At 60.6% G+C, this 22825-nt stretch carries 8 protein-coding genes; 2 read left to right on the top strand and 6 right to left on the bottom strand.

Annotated elements, in window-relative coordinates:
* Positions 1-461: 461 nt before the first annotated feature.
* Together QSJ36_RS01190 and QSJ36_RS01195 are read left to right on the top strand one after the other, a co-directional pair.
* Positions 462-9983 (top strand): autotransporter-associated beta strand repeat-containing protein, encoded by a 9522-nt coding sequence (locus QSJ36_RS01190; RefSeq protein WP_285466231.1) that lies wholly within the window; start codon positions 462-464, stop codon positions 9981-9983.
* Positions 9984-11233: 1250 nt separating this feature from the next.
* The gene (locus QSJ36_RS01195; protein WP_285466233.1) at positions 11234-16372 is read left to right on the top strand and encodes an autotransporter domain-containing protein; all 5139 of its coding nucleotides are present in this window, start codon (positions 11234-11236) and stop codon (positions 16370-16372) included.
* A gap of 333 nt (positions 16373-16705) precedes the next feature.
* Here QSJ36_RS01195 and QSJ36_RS01200 read toward each other — a convergent pair whose 3' ends face one another.
* From QSJ36_RS01200 to hemB, 6 genes are all read right to left on the bottom strand, one after another.
* Positions 16706-17455 carry an acyl-ACP thioesterase domain-containing protein gene (locus QSJ36_RS01200; protein ID WP_102728395.1) on the bottom strand — a complete coding sequence of 250 codons (750 nt, stop codon included), beginning with the start codon at positions 17453-17455 and terminating at the stop codon, positions 16706-16708.
* A 241-nt stretch (positions 17456-17696) separates the two neighbouring features.
* Positions 17697-18629: a UDP-glucuronic acid decarboxylase family protein gene (locus QSJ36_RS01205; RefSeq protein ID WP_102721743.1), complete on the bottom strand. Its 933-nt coding sequence runs from the start codon at positions 18627-18629 to the stop codon at positions 17697-17699.
* Between the two features lie 272 nt (positions 18630-18901).
* Entirely contained in the window at positions 18902-20539 is a 1638-nt protein-coding gene (locus QSJ36_RS01210) for a HAMP domain-containing sensor histidine kinase (RefSeq protein ID WP_102728396.1), read from the bottom strand.
* Positions 20540-20542: 3 nt separating this feature from the next.
* Complete coding sequence (locus tag QSJ36_RS01215; protein ID WP_285466239.1) at positions 20543-21247, bottom strand: response regulator transcription factor; 705 nt, start codon at positions 21245-21247, stop codon at positions 20543-20545.
* Positions 21248-21370: 123 nt separating this feature from the next.
* Complete coding sequence (locus QSJ36_RS01220; RefSeq protein WP_022398096.1) at positions 21371-21742, bottom strand: hypothetical protein; 372 nt, start codon at positions 21740-21742, stop codon at positions 21371-21373.
* A gap of 56 nt (positions 21743-21798) precedes the next feature.
* On the bottom strand, positions 21799-22791 hold the full coding sequence (hemB, locus tag QSJ36_RS01225) for a porphobilinogen synthase (RefSeq protein ID WP_180971058.1): 993 nt from the start codon (positions 22789-22791) through the stop codon (positions 21799-21801).
* Between the last annotated feature and the right edge of the window lie 34 nt (positions 22792-22825).

Raw genomic sequence — 22825 nt, forward strand, 5'->3', positions numbered from 1 at the left:
TTCATGGGACTGACTGGATTTCACGCTTCTGCTCCCGCGGCGGAATTTCCGGAAACAAGCGGTTTCATGATGAAATCCTTAGGAGGTTTTTTACTGTGCCCTTCATGGATGGCTTCCCGGCTGCCTGAAGGCCCTGCATGCAGGGAAAGAAAATGAACGGATTTGAAATCCGGACAAGAAGGGCGTCAGGGAAGTCGTGAGAGTGGTGGAAATGAAATAATTTGTTTATGATCAGATGTTTATTTTAAATTCTGTTGGTTTTGTTTTTTGAATAATGTGGCTAATTTGAATGAGGGCATGGAATAGAATGGAGATAACGGAAATAATTTAAAGCTTTGGAAACGGCACTTCCAGATTGACACCGGATTTCAAATCCGATATTTCATCTACCTAATAGCATGTCTCATTTCTGCTAAAAGACCACGTCTTTCTCAATATATTTATAATTAATTGTTTTCTTTATGAAGCTGCATTTGCCCCTCAATTTGTTGTCCGCTCTTCTTGCCTGCTGCGCTGCGTTGTCCGCCTCTGTTCAGGCTGATCCCCTCACCATTACGACCAACCAGACGTTTGATACGGACGTTACCTGGAATGAGGCTACGACCATCGGCGCCAACGACCTGACGCTGACCATTGAGGCCGGAAAGACGCTTACCCAGGCGGAGGGAGCGTTCAACGTCGGGGACAACAGCCTTACCATTACCGGCGGCGGCGTGTTCAAGATTGAAACGGCGGCTACCGTGAAAGCGGGGAATGGCTCCGGAACCAGGACCCTGACCATTGACAACGCCACGCTGGATTTGAGCTCTCCGGGAGCCAGCCTCAGCATGAAAGGGGATAATTATACGCGCTACAAGGTAACCGTCACCAACGGCGGCGTGCTGCGCGTGGGAGAATATGCCTATGACGGCGCGGGGCTGGGTTCCATGGCCGTCAATACGGGGTACTGGACCTTGAACAACGGGCGCCTGGAGATTACCAAGGAAAGCGACGGAACCTTCGGGAACGGCCTGACAGTCGCCGCGGGCGGCGGCGCCGTGGAGGTGGTGAATGCCGGCAGCACCATGTCCATCACTGCTGACGACACTCATAATATCCAGCTGAACGGCGCCCTGACCATTACCGGAGCAGGGAACATGATCACGGGCAGTGACAATGCATTCCGTGGAACCGGGCGTTTGATCAAGGACGGCTCCGGAACGCTGACCCTGGCCAATTCCTCTTCCTTCACGGGCGGCGTGGAACTGAAAGGGGGCACCCTCATTGTCAGCCATGCCTCCGGAATGGGAACGAACAAGAACCTTTCCGTAACGGGGAATGCGGCCATCGGCGGCATTTCCGCGGGGTACGGCGGGCTTTCCCTGTCCGCGGGAGCGGGCCTGGACGTCTCCGCCGTGGACAGCAATGCCGGCCTGTCCATGGCCGGCGGCGTCCTGTCCCTTGGGGGGCAGAATACGATGACCGGCAACCTGAACCTGGGAGCGGCGGTGCGGATTGACGCCACTCACATGACGGTGAACGGCAATCCCCTGCTGGCCCTGAACGGCGCCCTGACGGTGAACGGCAGCCTGCTGCTGGAGAACAGCGACAGCGTGAGCTGGAGCGCGGGCACGTACAATCTGATTAATGCCACGGGCGGCATCACCGGGGATCTGGCCAATACCATTCTGCTGGGGACCGAATACATCGGCAACTGGAGCACGACGGACAATACCCTGAAATTCGTCGTGGCGCAGGTCACGTCGCTGACCTGGACGGGCGGCGGAGACAATACGTGGACGGTGGGAGGAACGGGGAATTCCCCCTGGAATGCGGGATTGTCTTTTGCCAACGGCAACGGAGTCATCTTCGGTGACGTAGCAGGCAATGCGCCGCAGACCGTGAACATCGCCGGACAGGTGAATCCAGGCCTGATCGTCGTCAATGCTGAGGCAACCGGTTACACGTGGACGGGGTCCGGTTCCCTGGTGGGAAGCTCCAAGCTGCAGAAGACCGGCAGCGGAACCTTGTTCATCGCCACGGACAACGCCGGTTTTTCCGGAGAAGTCCTGCTGGGCGGCGGCACGGTGGAAATGCAGCATGCCTCCGCGCTGGGCACCGGCAGCATCATCTTTAATGGAGGCGCGCTCAAGTACGGCACGGGCATTACGGCAGACGTCTCCGGCCAGATCAAGACGGATGCGCTGGCTTCCAACTCCATTCTGGTGGACACGAACGGGAATGCCGTAACGTGGGCTTCACTGGCCGGCTGGACGGGGACCGTCACCCGTACGGGAAGCGGCAGCCTCCTGCTGGGGGCCGGCACTTATGGAGGCAAATTGACCAACAGCGGCCCCGGTTCCCTGGTCATTGGCGCGGGGGACTCCACCCTGAACGGGGGAATCAACGGCACCATCACCAAGACGGGTACGGGAACGTTAACGCTGGGCCTTAATTCCTTCAACGCTTCAGGAGGAGGAACGCTGGTTGTGGAACAGGGCACCGTGATGCTTGCGGACGAAACCGGAACATGGAGCTCCAACCTGAACATTACGCTGGGGGAAAATACCGTGATGGACGTAGCGGGCGCCAGAACCAAGGTGACGGGGACGGGTACTCTTACCATGGGGAATGGCTCCACCCTGCATCTGAGGAACGGAAATGCCGCCGGCGCGAATTTCGACATGAAAATCGTCCTGGATGCCGCAGGAGGATTTGCTTTCCTGAATGGAGCCATTTATGGAAATGCCACCGCGGTTTCATCCACCATCACCGGAACGGGCGGCCTTAAAATCATTTCCGATGCCGGGGGGAACGGGTGGGGTTTTAAAACGGGCTGGGTGAAGAATTCCTATGACGGGGATACGGAAATAGCCGGAACGGGCAACCTGGTCAATCTGACGTACAATATCGGGGACGCCTCCATCGTCTCCGGCCAGACCCTGACCCCGTGGGGGCAGGGCAACGTAACGCTGGGCGGCAGTGAGAAAAACGTCACCGTGACGTTCAGCAACTTGAATTCCAATACCGTCACGGGGGGAGTTTCCCTGGCCGGGGACATCACCCTGAAAGGGACGAATGCGGCCACGGCGCTGAGCATTTTTAACGGAGCCACCGTGAACGTGAACCTCAACGGCAAGGTATCCGTGGAAACGTCCGGCACGGGAACGGCGGCCATCGCGAGCGGGGACAGCCTCCAGATGCTCGGCGGCCTGGGCGGAACGGGCACGCTGGCTGTCAATACCCGCAACAATGCGGGAGCCCTGACGCTGGGCGGGGACGTCTCCGGTTTTTCCGGAACGCTGAACCTTTCCGGAGCCAACCTTTACCTGAATGCGGATACGGCGCTGGCCGGAACGCTGAACGCCTCCACCGCCAAGGTGACGGCGCTGCGGAAGCAGAACGTGACCGGAACGCTGAACGCCGCTTCACTGGCGGTTGACGGAAGCGCCCTGAGCGCGGACGGAGCGACGCTGACGGTGAGCAACCTGGCGCTGGGCGCGGATGCGGGCGTCAGCCTGGACATTAACGGGAATATCACCGCGGGGACTTATACGCTGGTTTCCTGGGACAACCTGACGGCCGGCAACTTCGCGGATGCGGGGACGATGACCCTGACTGGGGCGCTGGCCAGCCTGTACCAGGGAACCTTCAACGTAAACACCGGGGACAAGACGGTGACCGTTTCCGTCAGCATGGCGGACGGCGTGGTAGTCTGGGACGGCAACCCGATCGGCGCCGTGGACAACACCACAACCTACCTGTTTGACGGTACGCACACGGGAGTGGCGTCCCTGACGGGGGACGTGAATGCCAAGGCCATTTATTTCAACAACGGGGCAGGGCAGGACCTGGAGCTGACCAACAACGGAGGCAAGCTTTCCGGAAACGGCGCCATGACCAAGCTGGGTGAAGGAAAAGTGACCTTCAACAGCTCCAATAACGATTATTCCGGCGCGGTCAACATCAAGGAAGGAACCGTTGCCGTGAAGGCGAACATGGCCCTGGGGACCGGAACGGTGACCGTGGACAGGACGGGACGGCTGGAAATCGGCGTAACGGGCGGAATTGCGGATATTCTGGGAGCCACGATGCCGACGATTAACGGAGGCACGATCGCCTTTGCTTCCGGAGGCGCCAATACGCTTGGAACCAATCTGGCCAACGGCTCCGGCATCAATCTGGAAGTGTCGGGCGCCGGAACGGCCCTGACGGTTTCCACCGCCCAGACGAAAACCGCGCTGACCACGGTGGGCGAGGGCGCGGTCCTGAACCTCGGCAAGAATGGAGACGGAGGAGAGTCCATCCTTTACGGCAACCTGATGGTGAACGGCGGCACGCTGAATACTACGGCGGGCGATCCGTTCGGCTACAATAATAGCGGGAACTTCGGCACGCTGACCCTGAACAACGGCACCTGGAATGTCGGCGGCGGCAATACGACCATGGCCAATACCAGAATGGTGTTCAACAACAGCCGGGTCATTCTGAATATACCCGGTGGGGGATTAAACGGCTTCGACTTGTTCAGCGGCACCAATACCATTGTGACGCAGCAGTCCGCTACCGGAATGAGCGTCTTCTCTGTGGCGGAGGGAGCCCCCTCCACCGGTCAGGCGAATGCCCTGACCCTCCGCGGCGGCACGGTCATCTTTGACATAGCGCGCGGGAATTTTGCGCTGGACGATACTAATACGGCAGATTTGAAGCTGGATGTAATCGTAGCCAAGGAAGGCAACGGCGCCAACCTCGTAAAGCAGGGGAACGGCGTGCTTCAATTGACCAAGGCCAGCGATTATACCAACCAGACCCTAATCAAGGAAGGGACCATCCTGCTGACGGGAGCCGGCTCCCTGGGTTCCGGAGCGGTGACGCTCGGCGGCAATGGAGACGCCTTCCTGACCTATGCGGTGGATGCGGACCAGACGGTGGCCAACGCCATCGGCGGAACGGGTTCCATCACCCAGAAGGGTCCGGGCAAGGTGACGCTCAGCGGCGCCAATACCTATGCCGGCACGACCAATGCGGAAGCCGGAACGCTGGCGGCGGGAAGCGCTACGGCGTTCGGGACCAGCACGGTCTCCATCTCCTCCGGAGCGACGCTGGACATCGGCAATTATGCGGTGAATAACGCGGTCAACGTGAAAGCCGGCACGGCGGATGCGCTCTCCACGGGCGCCATCACCAGCAACGGCGGCTCCATCGGCAGCCTGACGCTGGGCAGCTACTCGCGCCTCAACGTCACCGGAGACATGGCCATGGCTGCGGGCTCCTCCTTCACCTTTGACATGACGGGACTGACGGCGGGAGGAAACGCCCTGGTGACGCTCACCGGCGGACTGACGCTCACCGGAACGCACAACGTCACCCTCAACAACTACGACACGCTCACCGACGCGGGAGACTATTCCCTGCTGACGGTGGGAAGCGGAACGCTCACGCTCGGCTCCTTCAACATCGGAGATCTCATCAATGACGCCCATCCGGAACTGACCTACACGCTGGGACTTTCCGCGGACGGCAAAACGCTTCAGCTCAAGATTGAGTCCTCCGCGAACATGCTCACCTGGAACGGAACGGCGGACGCCGGAACATGGAGCGCGGGCGACGTGAGCAACTGGACCTACGGCGGAAGCGGCTCCGCGCCGGCGACCACGGACGGGCAGCCCCTGCTCTTTGACAACACGGCAGCCAACAAAACCGTGACGATTACGGGAGACGTGGCTCCCTCCTCCATCGTCGTCAGCAACAGCGGCGCGGACAACACCTACACCTTCCAGGGAGACGGGCACATCACGGGCGCCACGACCATCCTGACCAAGAGGGGGGACGGCACCCTGCAAATCCGCAACACGAACACCTACGGAGGCTCCACGTCCCTGGAAGGGGGCTTTGTGGACATCAACGGAGACGGAGCGCTGGGAACGGGTTCCATCATCTTCGGCGGCGGCACCCTGCAGGCCTCCGGGAACGTGACGCTGACGCAGACCATGGTGCAGAAAAACGCCGGGGACGCGGTCAAGCTGGCTGCCTCCGGAACCGGCACCACGCTGACGGTGGACACGGCCGGGCAGGACAGCTTCCTGTCCCTCAACTGGAACATCTCCGGGAATGGAGCCGTGGCGCTGGGGAACATCGCCAATACCAAGATTCTCTCCGGAACCGTGACGGTGGCCAGCGGCTCCACCCTCAAGCTCTCCGGAGGCAATGAAATCGCCCTCTCCGGCGTACTCAAAAACATCAGCGGCACGCTCGCCAAGACGGACGGGGGCTCCCTGCTCGTCAAGGCGGCCAACGGCCATGACGCGCTCAACGGCACGCTCTCCAATGCCGGAGGCAGCATCGTCCTCTCCGGCTACGGAGCGGCCACGGCCAACCGCACCGTCACGGTGAACGGCACGCTGAATGCCGACCTCATTGACGTCACGTACGGCGTGACGCTGGACTTGAAGAAAGACCTTGATATCGCCACGCTTCAAATCGGCGGCGGCACCATGGGAAGCAACACGCAAGCCTCCGCGGTCAACGTCAACACGGGCGTCACCCTCACCAGCACCAGCGTCAAGCTGGGCGGGGCCAACGGCCAGGGAGCCCTGGCCGGCAACCTCAACATCAACGGCGGCACGGCCGTCCTGGGCGGCATCAACCTGGAAAACGACTCCAACTCCGGCATCACGCTGGCCGGCAACGGAACCCTCACGCTGGGCGGTGACATCACCGGCGCCTCCGGCACTCTCACCCTGGGAGAAGGCACGCTCAACTCCACGGCGGACTGGAGCGCCTCCCTCAGCGTCCTCCTCAACGCCGCCTCCGGCAAAACCGCCACCGTGGACACTACGGGCGGCAGCATCACCCTCAACGGCGCGCTCAGCGGCACTGGCAGCCTCCTGAAAACCGGCACGGGCACACTCACGCTCGGCAACGCCAGCGCAGGCTACACGGGTACGGTCACGCTCACCTCCGGCACGCTCGCCCTCACGGCGGACGGCTACAAGGGAGCGCTCAACATCACCGGAGGCACCCTCACGGGAGGAAACAACCACAAAGGAACCAAAAACGTTACCGTCAACGCGGCCTCCGGCGTCACTTCCATCTCGCTGGGCGGCCTCTCCGGCTCCTCGCTTAAAACCATCGGCATGACGGACGCCGGAACGGTCATCAGCGGCATCAATGGCGCCGCCAGCCTGGACAGTGCCAGCTTGGTGGTGGGAACGGGCAACGTCTCCAAAACACAGGACCTGGCCGGAAGCACCTCCATGATCCAATTTGACGCGGACGGCACCCAGCTGGAAATTGAAACCCTCACCCTCACCCTCTCCGCCGACCTCATCAATGCCATGCAGGGCTGGGGAGCGGGCGACCGCACCGCGTGGCTCAACCTCACGAACGGAGCGCTGGGCTACGGCACGGCCGTCTTCAACCCGCTGCTGGAAACCCTCGGCTTTGCCGTCACGGGCATCAACGGCGGCTCCATCGGCATCACCGGTGACGCCACGCAAATCTACGCGGTAGGCAGTGAAGACAAAACCGTCTCCAGCAACTCCGAACTCGACCCGTACCGCGCGGTCATCGTGGACGGCAACCTCGCACTCAACCTCCCGGGCGTGGACGATACGGCTGACGGCCTGACGATTAACAACCTCTCCGGCGCGGCCTCCGGCGTCATCAACATCACCAGCACGAACGACAAGACGGCATCCGTCATCCTGAACAACGAGCTGCTGGGAACAGATCCGAATACGTCCGGTCCCGATACGAAGTACTCCGGAACCATCAACGGCGGCACGGCCAACATTACCAAAACGGGAGAAGGCTCCCTGGAACTCGCCGGAACCCTGAACACCAGTGGCACGCTGGACATGCAGGACGGCAGCCTTATCCTCTCCGGCACGGCGGACCTGGGCTCCATCAGGCTCAACTCCACCAACTCCGGAGACCTTTCCTCCCTGGACATCACTGGAAAAACGCAAGCGGGAACGCTCACGGATGAAGGCAACGGCGGCAACCTCGCCATCGGTAAAAACGGCACGCTCACGCTTACGGGAGCCGGCTCCGAACTTTCCAACAGCACCGTTTCCGGAACCGGCGTGCTCCATGTGGCGGACACCGCCTCCCTCGCGCTCAACGGCACCTCCAAGCTTGACGGCGTGCAGGTGGACCTGGACGGCAGCGGAATGCTGGAACTCGGCAACGCGGCCAACACCATCTCCGGCCTGACGGGAACCGGCGCGCTGAACAACGGGTCTGCCCTGGAAATCACCACCGCCGGGAATGCCTTGTATGAAGGCACCCTCAGCGGGGAAGGCAGCATCACCATGAACGGCACCGGCACGCAGGTTCTGAAGGGGAACGGCGCGATCGGGCAGGCCCTCAGCGTCACCAAGGGCACGCTGGAACTGACGGGAGCGGAAGGCGGCAACGGCTCCGTTACCTACAAGAGCCTCACGGCGGCAAGCGGCGCCCATGTGCGCCTGAGTCCGGTAGGGGAGGGAACCGGAGCGGTCAACACGACGCTCACCGTCGCCAACGGACTCAACCTGCAAAACTCCCATCTGGACCTGGTCATCAACACCAACCGTGACGACCTCTTCTCCAGCCCGGTCATCACCGTGCAGGCCGGAGACGTCAATCTGGACGGAACTACCGTTTCCCTGGGAAGCCTGGGGGACTACGACGATCCGGCGGACCCGACGGCCAACCTCAACTTCACGCTGGTGGACGCGACGGGAGCCGGAACGGTTTCGGCCAACGGAGCCACGGTGGACGCCTCCGGCTACTTTGACTTCTACTACCAGGAATTCGGCATCCGGACGGAAGGCGGCAAGATTGTGGTGACGGGCATGGTCAAGACGGAGAACGCCTTTATGGACGCGGCCAACACGGCCAACTCGGAAGCGGGGGCCAACCTGCTCTGGAACAACCGCGGCAACGCGCCGAAAGGCACGCAGCTCGGTGACCTGAGGGAAGCCGTCAGAAACGACATCCAGTCCGGCAACACCTCCCGGGCGGCACGTTCCATGGCAGCCGCGGCAGGCAGCACGGTCAACGCGCTGGGAACGGCCCAGAAGGACGCCCTGCGCGACCAGATGGGATGGATCCGCAACCGCACCACCCTCATGGGCGTCAACCCCGCCTACGTCAACGAAGACCTCCCCTACTTCCACATGTGGATGGAAGGCACGGGCTCCTACGCCAAACTGGACACCAAGGGAGATGAAAGCGGCTACCAGCTCACCACCTGGGGCGGCACCGTGGGCATGGACGTGGACCTCAGCGACCACTTCACGATGGGAGCGGCCTTCACGGCCAACTACGGCGACCTGACGGCCAGCGCGGCGGACTCTGCGGACGGCCACCTGGACAGCTACTACGCCAACCTCTTCGGCCGCTACCAGAGCAAGCGCTGGGCGCACACATTGATCCTGACGGGTGGGTGGAACGACGCGAAGCTCAACCGCACGGTCAACTACGGGGAAGGCAGCTACAGGACGCAGGGCAACACCAACGGGTGGGGCTTTGGAGCGATGTATGAACTGACCTACGACGTGTACCTCAATGAAGACAAGAGCAGCATCCTGCAGCCCCTGGCCAACGCCTCGGTAGTAACCACGAGAATGGACGGCTACACGGAAACGGGAGCGGGGAACGCGGGCCTGAACGTAGGCAAGCAGGAATGGACGACGGGAACGGTTGCGCTGGGCGGCCGGTGGATGGGGCTCATTGGCAGCAACATCTTCGGGCGAGAAGCGCTGGCTGAGTTCCGGGTGAACGCGGCCCAGGACATGGGCGACTACCGCGGCAAGACGGGCGTAGGCTTCCTGGCCAATCCCGGCTATACGCAGACGGTCAGAGGAGCGAAGGTTGGAACGACGGCTCTGCAAATCGGAGCGGGGCTGAGCGTGCCGGTAGGAACGCAGGGAACGGTCTTCATCAACGGGAACGCGGACTTCCGTGACGGAGCCAACTCGGTGAACGGGAGCGTGGGCTACCGTTATGACTTCTAAGGAGAGTTGAAGTTTGAGAGTGGAGAGTTGAGCGGAGACGCTCTGCTCTCCGGACTTCCAGGGCCGTTCCGGCATTGTCCGGAACGGCCCTGCTGCGTCACGGAACATTGCATGCTGTGCGGCGCTTCTGCCGGCATGGTGCAGTAGCGCAGTTGATATCATATAGTGGAATAAATGATGTTAAAATGGATTATTGATTCCATCCGGAATGATTCGCAAGGCGGATTAAAAATCCGCTAGGGAACGGAAAAGCCGCCAATATACCAGAATGAACCTGCTTGCATGTTTATACTGATAAGGATACCACCACGAACATATCTGATTGCGGACCAGATATAGCATGAAAACGGTCTTCCAGGAGAGTTGCAACGCCTACGGAATCAACGTTTAAGCTTGTAGGAGGATTTTTAATCCGTTAATGATGATAAAAAGCCTCCTGTTAGGTTCAGGAGGTATTTTCACGTTCATTTTCATTAAAAATTATGAAGCTGCACCTTCCCTTGGGTCTCCTGTCCTCTCTGATTGCCTGCATGGCCGCCGTTTCCTCACCGCATGCCTTGGCGGAAACCTATACATGGCTTGGCGGAACGGATGGCTGGATCCATACAAATGCCAACTGGAATCCGGCGCCGACCAATTATGCAAACGTGTGGGCCGGAACCAGTGCCAATATTATGCAATTCAGCGGACCATATGGAGATAATGTTCAAAAGGCCGTCAAGGCCCAGTTCAATAGCTTGTCGCTGGGTGGCATTAATGTGGCGGCGGGTGCTTCAGGATTCAGTGTATCCTCCAGCGACGGCGGTTCCCGCGTCGTCAATTTCCGTGCTCCGGGAGAAGGGCAGGCGACGGTTTTCAACATCGGGGAGGATTTTTCGTTAGGATCAACGGGTACGGCCTGGGAGGGCGTTTCATTTTATGCGAATACCTTGTTCCAGATCGCTGCAGGCAAGACCATGAACGTTTATGGAGCGCTTGCGGTTGGGGAAGGGATTACTGATCCCCCCACAATTACTGTGGGAGGTGTGGGGTATTCTGGTACGCTGATTTTGAATTCGGCCGCACAGACGACGAATGTAACTGATCAATCCGTCAACAGGAACCGTCAAGCCATGACAGCGAACTGGATGGTTACGGGAGGGGCAACATTGCAGTTAAATAATGCTACTGCTCTGGGTTCGGGAATGGTGAACCTAAATGGAGGCAATTTGAAAGCGCAGCATGATGCTACCTACAATAATACGCTGACCGTGAGTGGTTCATCTGGCCTGACGGTAAACGCCGCCACGCAGTTTTCCAATGTGACTCTTGCCGCCGCGGGTTCCCTGAACATGAATGGTGGAACTCTTGGTATTGCCGCTGCTGGCAGTCTGACGCTGGGCGCGTCCGGCACGATTACGGGAAACCTGACGCTGGGAAACTCGTCCCTCCTGAATTTCTCCGCTCTTCCGGCTTCCGGCGCGTCTCTGCTTAATGTGACCGGAACGCTGACCGTGAACAGCGAACTGCTTCTGGGGCAGGGAACGATAGACGGCGTGGCCTGGACGGAGGGTTCCTATGACCTGATCAGCGCGGGCACCGTCACCGGAGTTCCTGCCAGTTCCTTTGTCCTGGGCGACAATCTTCTGGGTTCCTGGAGCACGGGGAACGGCAAGCTTACCCTGGTGGTGGCGCAGGTGGCTTTGCTTGAATGGAAGGGGGGCGACGGAATCTGGTCCGCCACTGCTCCCGCCGCTTCCCCGTGGAAGGACGACGGCGTTTACAATGATAATTCCGGAGTCGTCATGGGAGACATTGGCGGCAGCGCCCCGCAGACGGTGACCATTGATGGCGCCGTCTCTCCCACGATTATCATGGTGCAGGCGGATACGACGGATTATGTATGGGATGCCGCGGCAGGGGGCGGCTCTCTGGAAGGCAACGGTAATCTGGAAAAGACCGGCAACGCCAAGCTGACCATCAATACGGCCAATACCAACTATACCGGAAAGGTGATCCTGGGCGGCGGCACGCTTGAAATGGGAGATGACGCCGCCCTCGGCGCCGGCAGTCTGTCGTTTGACGGCGGTATCCTCCAGTATGGCGCTGGCGTGACGGCGGATATTTCCGGACAGATTTCCTCCACGAGCAAGAACTCCATTAAAGTGGATACCAACGGGAACGCCGTAACGTGGGCTTCCGTGGATAATTACAAGGCGATGGCCATGGAAAAATCCGGAGACGGCACCTTGAATCTTGGCGCCGCCGTGTATGCGGGCGCTCTGACGGTGGACGGAGGTTCCGTGTCCATTGCCTCCGGAAATGTTCAAACGAGGTTTTCCGCGGGAGTCACGGTGAATGCGGGAGGAACCCTCGCCATTTCCAGCGCCATCGATGGAATGCCTTCCGGAAACAGCGCCAACATCGTCATCAACGGCATGAGCGGAGCGGGCCGGATTGAGCTGGACAACCAGGCGGCCAAATCCCGTTTTTACATTTCAGGAGACAATTCATCCTTTACCGGGGAACTGGTCGCATCCGGGTTGAATAATAATCCGGGCAGTACAAATGATGCCCGCGACCTCCAGTTTGCCACCGCCGCCAGCATGGGGAGGGGGACGTTAACCCTGAATGGACGCGGTTTCTGGATGGATGCCGTCAACACGGCGGATACCGCCGTCATGGCAACGATCAATGTGCTGGAGAAAGGAACCTACCTGAACGGAGGGAGCGGCAAGTCCTATTACTTTGGCGGGGCATTCACCGGTTCAGGTACGGTGACCACCGCACTGGGGGATGCCTTCGCCTACTTGACGGGAGACATGACCGGGTTCCACGGGGCGTTCACCCGCACTGGCAATGCCCTGTTTACCTGGGCATTCGGCAACAATACGGCGGCGACCCTGAATGATGGCAAGCTTTTCGGGGATGGTGTGGTGTTAAAGGCTGACGGCGGAACAAGCTTGTTCAAATTCTCCTACACCAATGACCTCGTTCTGATGAACGCCACCGTAGGAGCGGAAGGCGCCCTGAACGCCAGGGTGGAACAGGCCGGAACCGGAACGCTGGTGCTGACGCAGGACAATACCGCTACGGGGACGCTCACCATTACCAGCGGCACGGTTCAGCTGGGCAATGGAGAGGGCACAGGCTCCTGGGTCGGGCAGATTACCGGGGCAGGAGCTCTGATCGTGAACAGGGCCGGCGGGTCTCCGGTCCTGGAACTGAACGCCGCTAACAATTACCAGGGAGGAACCACCCTGAACGGCGGCACGGTGAAGGCGCTGGGCGCCGGTTCCCTGGGGACCGGGAATGTTTCCGTTAACGGCGGTTCCGTTCTGGACATGAACAACCAGGCGATTGCCAACAACATCACCATTACCAAGGGAGGGCTGCAACATGCAGGAGCCTACGCCACTGCCGGCGGCGTAACCGTGAATGCGGAGGCCAATTCCGGGGATATTGACCTGGGCGGCCTGTCCGGGGACAAGGTGGGCGGCATCAATACCGCCACGGCGGGAACGGCCATTACCGGCCTGACGGGAAATCTGACGCTGACGGGGAATAATTCCCTGCATGTGGGTGCGAACAATACCACGTATGCCGCTGCCGGGGACCAGAAGAGCCTGCTCCAGTTCAATGACACGGCCACGGGCACCGTTTCCTTCGGCGGGGACGCTTCCGACCTCACGCTGCACATGGACATTGATACGGATATCCTGATCGCCATGCGCGAACTGGAATCCGTAGGCATTCTGCTGACCGACGGAACGATCACCGGCCTGCCTTCCAGCGACCTGGTGGCGTGGCTCAACCAGCACCTTACGTTCAATGCCACGCTGGAAAGCCTGGGATTCGGCATCAAGGGGGTGGAAGGCGGCAGCATCATCATTTCCGGCAGAACGGACCAGATTTACATTTCGTCCGTGGACGGTTCCACGGTGACGGAAATTCCGGCCCTTAATTCCTATGCGCAGGTGATTGTGGACACAAACCTCACCCTGAATTTTGACGTGCCTGCGGCCAATACGGACAAGACCATCATCCGGCATCTTTCCTCCGGCACCGGCAGCACGGGCAACCTGGTGGTGAATGCCGCCGGGGACGGTTCGCTGGATATCGAACTTGCGAACGATCTGGACGACTCCGTGTTCAACGGCAATCTTACCGTGAACGGTGACGGCGCGGACCTGATCAAGACGGGAGAAAAGACCCTGGTGCTGAATGGCAATGTCAATACCTCCAATGCGGTGGTTGCCAGGGAAGGCACGCTGGCCCTGAACGGGAGCGCCAATAATATCGGCACGCTGACTTTGTCCTCCGCCTCTGCGGATGAACCCGTCCGCGTCGTGATCGGAGGGACCACGACGGCCACCCTGGCAGATGACGCGGAGGGCGGCTCCCTGCAAATCTCTGCGGGCGGAACGCTCAAGACTGCCGGGGATTCCACCCTGGACCAGGCGACCACCATTTCCGGAGCAGGCCGCCTGAACGTTCAGGAAGGTTCTTCCCTCACCCTGGCAGGGGAAGCCGGCCTGTTCGGAACCTCCGTGACGCTGAACGGAACGCTGAGCCTGTCCGGGACCGGGGAGAAGTCCATTCTGGCCCTCTCCGGCGCTGGAACGCTGGCCCTGAATGGCAATGCACTGTCCGTCACCTCCGCATCCGCCGTGAACGGCTCTTTCTCCGGCACACTGGACGGGGAAGGGAGCATTGACGTCTCCGGCAAGGTAACCCAGGTGATGCAGACCGGAAGCTCCACGTATGACCTGGGCGTGCGCGGAGGGGGCACCCTGGTGCTGAAAGGCACGTCCGCCGCTCCCGCGCTTGACTACCGCAACGTTACGGTAGGCGCTTCCGGCACCCTGCGCATTGAGGCCATCGGGAATGGAGCAGGGGACCCCAATACCACCTTGAACGTCGGCAGCGTTGACTTCCAGAGCGGTTCCATGACGGAATTCGTGTATAACCTGAGCGCGGCCGATCCTTTCGGCTCCGCCATGCTGACGGCGGATTCCATTACCATCGGGAACGGTGCCGGCTTTACGCTTGCCAACATGACCGGCAACACGGGCCTGGGAACGTATGACAACCTGGACGGAGTGGTGCTGATGACCGCGGACGCGATTGACGGCATGGCGGAAGGGGAATCCATGTCCGTGGGTACTTCCGGACTCTTTGCCGTGTATTACAAGGATGCGACCATGGTCCGGGAAGGAAACAATATTGTGCTGAACGCCACGGTACAGCAGGATAATATTTTTAAGCCTGCGGTGAATTCCCATAATTCCGGAGCAGGTTCCGAACTTCTGTGGGGAGCCAGGAACAACCTGGACGCCACTTCCCGGCTCGGGCAGGTCATGAATGCCATCAGCACCATGGTTACGGGGAGCAATCCTGATTTGGCGGGAGCATCCAGGGCATTGGCAGCCGTAGCGGGCAGCACGGTCAACGCGCTGGGAACGGCCCAAAAGGACGCCCTGCGCGACCAGATGGGATGGATCCGCAACCGCACCACCCTCATGGGCGTCAACCCCGCCTACGTCAACGAAGACCTCCCCTACTTCCACATGTGGATGGAAGGCACGGGCTCCTACGCCAAACTGGACACCAAGGGGGATGAAAGCGGCTACCAGCTCACCACCTGGGGCGGCACCGTGGGCATGGACGTGGACCTCAGCGACCATTTTACCATGGGAGCGGCCTTCACGGCCAACTACGGCGACCTGACGGCCAGCGCGGCGGACAGCGCGGACGGCCACCTGGACAGCTACTACGCCAACCTCTTCGGCCGCTACCAGAGCAAGCGCTGGGCGCACACATTGATTCTGACGGGAGGCTGGAACGACGCGAAGCTCAACCGCACGGTCAACTACGGGGAAGGCAGCTACAGCACGCAGGGCAACACCAACGGGTGGGGCTTTGGAGCGATGTATGAACTGACCTACGACGTGTACCTCAACGAAGACAGGAGCAGCATCCTGCAGCCCCTGGCCAACGCCTCGGTAGTAACCACGAGAATGGACGGCTACACGGAAACGGGAGCGGGGAACGCGGGTCTGAACGTAGGCAAGCAGGAATGGACGACGGGAACGGTTGCGCTGGGCGGCCGGTGGATGGGGCTCATCGGCAGCAACATCTTCGGGCGAGAAGCGCTGGCTGAGTTCCGGGTGAACGCGGCCCAGGACATGGGCGACCGCCGCGGAGAAACCAATGTGGCGCTGCTGGGCAACCCCGGCTTCATGCAGAGCGTGCGTGGGGCCAAGGTTGGAACGACGGCTCTGCAAATAGGAGCGGGGCTGAGCGTGCCGGTAGGAACGCAGGGAACGGTCTTCATCAACGGGAACGCGGACTTCCGTGACGGAGCCAACTCGGTGAACGGGAGCGTGGGCTACCGGTATGACTTCTAAGAGAGTTGGGAGTTAAGAGAGGAGAGTGGAGATCATCCGCTCTCCGCACCGCCAGGGCCGTTCCGGACAAGAGCCGGGGCGGCCCTGCTTGTGTAAGGAAATAGCGTCCTCCGGAGTAATAGGCCGTGTGGGCTGAAAGGACAAAGTAGAAAAAAGAAAATGGTGTCCATCCTGTCCATCAAGTCCATTTTGTCCACTACTCTCCCCGCGCCGCTCTCCGCCCTCCACACGGAACACCCCTTCCGATTCTATAAAACGGCGCAGAATACTCCTGCGCGCCCTCGTCCGCTGTCTGATGTCAGAAAAATCCGGAAGGCGAGGAATAGGGCCTTTTTATGCGATTGCGGCGGCTTTCCATTCCAGCACTGCTTCCGCCCGCAGTTCGTCTCCGTGCATGATGTGGTGGGAGGTGAGGGAGTCCTGGCGGAACAGCAGGGATTTCATGGATTCTCCCGCATGGGTTTCCTTCTTGAAATGCAGGTGGATTCCCGTCAATTCATGGTTCTCCAGCCAGGAATCCGGCAGGGATTCCAGCGCCCAGACCAGGTAGGCGGCATTGTTGATGTGGCGGTTGAAGTCCGTATCGCGGCGTTCCGCCATCCATTCCCGGATGGTCGGCAGAAGGCCCGAGGTATCCATGGCTGCCGGAGCCACCGTTTCTTCACACGGAGTATCCGGGAAGGCATCAATGTGCCTGTTCAACGGCACCGGGCGTCTGCGGCGTACGTCAATGACGGCCCACAGGCAGCTTGCCGTGACGATTTGGTTTCCCAGGGCGTCCCTTATTTCCAGATTGCGGCGCGCCAGCAGCGGCGTTTCCTGCGCGGTCCAGGTGCGGAGTTCCACCGTTTCCTTCCACCGGGGGAGGCGGCTGATGGCCGTGTTCAGGCGCACTTCCACCCAGGCCAGGCCGCGGGACATCACAAAGTCATAGCCGAAGCCGAGGGAGGAGGCGTGGGCCTCCGCTATTTCCTGAAACCAGTGCAGAACCGTTTCCGGTTTCATGAGGCCGTCCGCACCGCTTTCATAAGTGCGGACAGTGGCTTGAGTGGAATAGATTCCGTGGGCGTCGGCATGTTTCATAACAATTCATTTTAGCCGAACCGTTTTACCGCACCAGCCAAAAACGGGTAATGAGCCGCTCGGCATGCCGGAGTTCATGGACCGCATGGGAAGCTTCCCGGAATTTCCGGATTGCTTCCTTGGAGCGCCGATTGCCTATGCGGCAACCGAAAGGAACGCGGCTGTAAGCCACGCCTTTTAATGAAATCAGTTCGCCAATAATGATTAAGTTGCCGCATAAGCATGCGGCGCCTCGGAAACGCTACAGAATGCTCCGGAAGTAGGCGATGGTTTTTTCAAGGCCTTTTTCCAGCGGAATATTGGGCTTCCAACCCAGCTTTTCTCCCGCCAGCCGGATGTCCGGCTTGCGCTGGGCCGGGTCGTCCAGGGGCAGGGGACGGAAGACCGTTTTGGAAGAAGAACCCGTCATTTCAATGACTTTTTCCGCCAGTTCCAGCATGGTGAATTCCACGGGATTTCCCAGGTTCACAGGGCCTGAAAAGCCTTCCGTGTTCATCATGCGGACCATGCCTTCCACCAGGTCGTCCACGTACTGGAAACTGCGGGTCTGCCTGCCCGTTCCGTAAATGGTGATGTCTTCCCCTTTCAGCGCCTGCACGATGAAGTTGGAGACCACGCGGCCGTCGTTCGGGTTCATGCGCGGTCCGTAGGTGTTGAAGATGCGGATGATGCGGATGTCCACCCCGTTCATGCGGCGGTAGTCCATGAACAGGGTTTCCGCGCATCTTTTGCCTTCATCGTAACAGGAGCGGACGCCCACGGGATTGACGTTGCCCCAGTAGGTTTCCGGCTGGGGATGGACCATGGGGTCGCCGTATACCTCGCTGGTGGAAGCCTGGAGGATTCTGGCCTTGCACCGTTTGGCGAGGCCCAGCATGTTCAGCGCGCCCAGCACGGAGGTTTTAACCGTGTGGATGGGGTCAAACTGGTAATGGGGAGGGGAGGCGGGGCAGGCCAGGTTGTAGATTTGGTCCACTTCCATCACGCAGGGAACGGTGACGTCATGGCGGATTATTTCAAATCCGGGATAGTCCGCCAGGTGAAGGAGGTTTTGCTTGCTGCCCGTGAAGAAGTTGTCCATGCAGATGACTTCATGGCCTTCTTTCAGAAGCCGTTCGCTGAGGTGGGAGCCGATGAAGCCGGCTCCTCCGGTGATCAAAATCCTTTTACTCATGATAGCATGTCCATGCGTTTTGCGCTCCGCCGCGCCGGAAGGGAAGGCGGATATTTCCTGCGTGGAACGGGAATTTTTCGTCCCGCCGTGCGTTGCGGTTCAATGTCACATATCCGTCACGTGAAGGCAAGCGCATAGCATGCCGGACGGGATTTTCCCGGGCGGGATGTTTTGTGGAACGGCCGGGCAAGGGAAGGGGATGCGATGGAAGAGGAAAGATGGTTCCGTGCGGGCCGGGAAGCAGATGGAGGCGTGCAGGCCCCTTGGCGGGGTCAGGATTTGGGAAGTGTCAGCAGGAAGCTGGCTCCCCCCAAGGTGCCGAATTCCAGTTTCAGGTCCCCCCCCAGGGAGCGTGCCGTATCCTTGGCCAGCGCCAGCCCCAGGCCTACGCCGGGCTTGCGGCTGTCGGAGGCGTCCTTCGTGCGCCGGAAGGGCTTGAACACCAGCTTGCGGTTTTTCGGGGAGATGCCCGGGCCGTTGTCCCGGAAGCGGATGACGATGTTGTGGCGGTCCGCCTGGACGGTGAGCTGGACTTTGGCGTTTTCCCCCTTGGCGTATTTAATGGCGTTGGAGGTCAGGTTGTCCATGATCTGCTCCACGGAGACGGCATCCGTATGAATGGGCAGGATGCGGATGGGCTGCGCCAGGGCAAAGGAGAAGCTGATGCCCGCCTCCCGGAGCCGGCGGTCTATTTTTTCCGCAATGGGTTCAAAGAGTTCCTGGCAGGTGAGCGTATCCCGCGTGCGGCGGATGGCGTTCCGCTGGAGCCGGGAGTAGGAGAGCACGTTTTCAATCAGGTGTTCCAGGCGGCGGCATTCCCGCTGCATGTTGGCGTAGTATTCCGGCTTTTTCTGCTCCGGCACCATGCCGTCCTCCAGCATTTCCGTATACAGGGAGAAGGAGGTGAGCGGCGTCCTGAGTTCATGGGTGACGGCGGAGACGAAGTCCCCGCGGCGCTGCTCCAGGCGGAAGGTGCCCAGCATGAGCCAGATGACGCCTGCCGCGCCCAGCAGTACCATGCTCCAGATGAGCGTGAGCGTCCAGGTCAGCATTTTCTTGTGGTCCTGGAGGGGGACGGCTCCGGTGTCTCCCGGCAGAAAGACCAGGGGGGCGTTGGCAAAGGGGAGCGTGCCCGTCTGCCGCGCTTCTGCGGGAGGCGGGGCGGAGGGATCGAAGGTAGCCAGGCGGCTGTGGGGAAGCAACAGCTTTACCTGGCCGGGCAGCCGCCGGTTCAAGTTGTCCATGTTCATCAGGGCCCCCTGCAAATAGACGCCGCGGCTGGTGTGCACCTGGCGCAGGATATAGAGGTTCCCCCCGTCTTCCACTGGGACGAAGGAGGTGACGGTTTCCACCTGGGCCGGCGTGCCGGATGCCGTCGGCTCAGGTTCCGGGGCTTCATGCAGGATTTCATTCCGAATGTCCGTCCAGAGGTTGCCGCTGGACGGCACGGAGGTGAGGGCGGAGACCTTGCCGTTCAGCCGCTGGTAGAGGTCCTTCTGCTCATTCAGATGTTCGGCAAGCTGCGGGTCCAGCGCGGGTCCGGTTACATGGCCGGAGGGGGAGATCTGGATATAGGCCGTGACGTAGTCCGGCAGGTAGGAGGAGAGGTTGGAGCCGCGGGCGGCCTCTCCGGGTTCCGGGGAGCCCATGCGCTGGTCATAAGGGCGCTTGTAGGCGTAAAAGGGCTGGTATTCAAAGTAGCCGCGGGCCTGTTCAAAGGTGATGAAGGAGGTCAGGAGGCGGTCCATTTCCAGCTTGGCTTCATGAGCCAGGGCCTCCACCCTGATGCGCTGTTCGGAGCGGCCCGTTTCCTCCGCCTGCACCAGCAGAACGTGGGTGAGCCATCCGAGCGTGCCGATGACCAGCAGCAGGCTGATTGCCAGCAGAGTGATGCGTATGCGCCGGTTCACGGGTCAGGAGACGAAGGATGAGTTCCAGCGGTAGCCCTGGCTTCTGAGCGTTTCCAGCGGGGCGGCCGCGACGGTCCCCAGCTTGTCCCGGAGGCGCATGACGGTCATTTCCACGGAGCGCGTATCCGTCAGGCGCGGGTCCACGTCCCACACGCGCCGGAGCAGTTCGTCCCGCGTGATGACGCGGTTGGGGTGGGTGGCCATGTACGTGAGGAATTCGAATTCCCGTGCGGTCAGGGAGGTTTCCTTTCCGTCCTCAAAGGTGAGCAGGCGGTTGGCGCTGTCCAGGGATGCGCCTGGGATCCGGATTTCCCGGAGCTGGCGCGGCCGTTCCGGGGATCTGCGCAGCACGGCCTCGATGCGGGCGAGCAGCTCCCGGATGCTGAACGGCTTGACGATGTAGTCGTCCGCCCCCAGCTTGAGACCCTGCACGCGGTCCTCCTCCTCCCCGCGCGCCGTGAGCATGATGACGGGCGTGCCGGGGCGCTCCGCAGACATGACCTGGAGCACCTGGAAGCCGTCAGCTCCCGGCATGGCTACGTCCAGCAGGGCCAGGTCAAAGTTGCGTTCCCGCACGGCGCGGATGGCGGTCAGGCCCTCTTCCAGCGCCAGCACCTCGTAGCCGGATGCGGTCAGCACGTCCGTCAGGGCGTGCCTGATGCTGTCGTCATCCTCCGCAATCAGAATGGTATAGGCTGAATCACTCATCGTTTGATTCTATAAAACCACAATGTTTCCCTGTTTGTATAGAGAAACCTGCGCCCTTTCAGTAACAATGCCATAACAGGGCGGTTCCCGGTCCGGAGGTTTTCTTTTCCGGAGCAGCCCAGGTCAGTTCTGCTGGAGCGCCTGGAACTGGGGCGGAAGGTTCCCGGAGGGAATTTCTATGGCCTCCATGGGGCCGGGGACGATGCCTTCAAAGAACGGCGTGCCCTTGTAGGAAAGGATGATCTTGGAATGGACCATGTTCCCCGTGGTCTGGCGCAGGAAGTCCGTATCCCGGAAGACCAGGAGCGTCTTCCCGTTTTCCGCGGCCACCGGGCGGCACTGGAAGTTGCCCAGCGGGGCGCCGTCCGCCGTCGTCATCTGTACGGGCAGTACGTAGGCTTCCGAGAAGGTGGGGGCATAGACGCCCCAGAGGGAGGTGAGCGCCATGACGACGACGATCACGATGCCGACAAATATTTTTGTGGAGGTAGACATGCGGAGAGCGGTATTCTGGACCGTACGTCCACCTCCTGTGCGGAGGCCGTGCGGCGTCAGCGTTGTTTAAGCCATTCGGCGGCCTGGGGGGCGTAATACGTGAGGATCATGTCCGCCCCGGCGCGCCGGATGGAGGTTAGAGTCTCCAGAACGGTTTCCCGTTCATCCAGCCAGCCGGAAGCCACGGCGGATTTGATCATCAGGTACTCCCCGCTGACGTGGTAGGCGGCTATCGGCAGCGTCACGTGCTTCCGCATGGCGGCCATTACGTCCAGATACAGCGTGGCGGGTTTCACCATCAGGATGTCCGCGCCTTCCGCTTCATCCAGCTGCGCTTCCCTGAGGGCTTCCCGGATGTTGCCGGGGTCCATCTGGTACGTTTTCTTGTCCCCCTCCTTCGGCGCGCTTTCCAGCGCGCCGCGGAACGGCCCGTACAGGGCGCTGGCGTACTTGGCGGTATAGGCCATGATGGAGACGTCGTCCAAGGCCTCGGAATCCAGGGTGGCGCGGATGGCGGCCACGCGGCCGTCCATCATGTCGCTGGGGGAGACGATGTCCGCCCCGGCGTCCGCGTGGCACAAAGCCTGGCGGCAGAGGACCTCCACGGAGTCGTCATTGAGGATTTCCATCGTGCCGTCGGAGCGGAATTCCACCAGGCCGTCGTGACCGTCTGAATTGTAGGGGTCCAGCGCCACGTCCGTCATGACGGTGATGCCGGGCACCTCGCTCTTGAGCGCGTAAATGGTGCGCGGAATGAGGCCGTCAGGGTTGCAGGCCTCACAGGCGTCCGGGGTTTTCTTCCCGTCCGGGATGGCCGGGAAAAGGTCCAGCGTGCGGATGCCCAGGTCCATCAGGCGCTTGGCTTCCTCCACCAGGCCCTTGACGCTCCAGCGCGTGCAGCCGGGCAGGGAGGAAATGGGCTGGTTCCCGGTTCCTTCATGGACGAAGACCGGGTAAATGAGGTGTTCCGGGGAGAGGGAGGTTTCCCGGATGAGACCCCGGATGTTGGCGGATTTTCTGTTGCGGCGCGGCCGTATCGGTAGATTCATCATGGTGTGATAATGGAAAAGGTTGTGTGATAGA

This window comes from Akkermansia sp. NBRC 115031 (genome assembly GCF_030268505.1).
Lineage (GTDB): Bacteria > Verrucomicrobiota > Verrucomicrobiia > Verrucomicrobiales > Akkermansiaceae > Akkermansia > Akkermansia massiliensis.

Coding starts and splice junctions, on each gene's coding strand:
- QSJ36_RS01205 (WP_102721743.1), bottom strand. CDS start 18,629: ATGAGTAAAAGGATTTTGATCACCGGAGGAGCCGGCTTCATCGGCTCC.
- QSJ36_RS01215 (WP_285466239.1), bottom strand. CDS start 21,247: ATGAGTGATTCAGCCTATACCATTCTGATTGCGGAGGATGACGACAGC.
- QSJ36_RS01200 (WP_102728395.1), bottom strand. CDS start 17,455: ATGAAACATGCCGACGCCCACGGAATCTATTCCACTCAAGCCACTGTC.
- hemB (WP_180971058.1), bottom strand. CDS start 22,791: ATGAATCTACCGATACGGCCGCGCCGCAACAGAAAATCCGCCAACATC.
- QSJ36_RS01220 (WP_022398096.1), bottom strand. CDS start 21,742: ATGTCTACCTCCACAAAAATATTTGTCGGCATCGTGATCGTCGTCGTC.
- QSJ36_RS01190 (WP_285466231.1), top strand. CDS start 462: ATGAAGCTGCATTTGCCCCTCAATTTGTTGTCCGCTCTTCTTGCCTGC.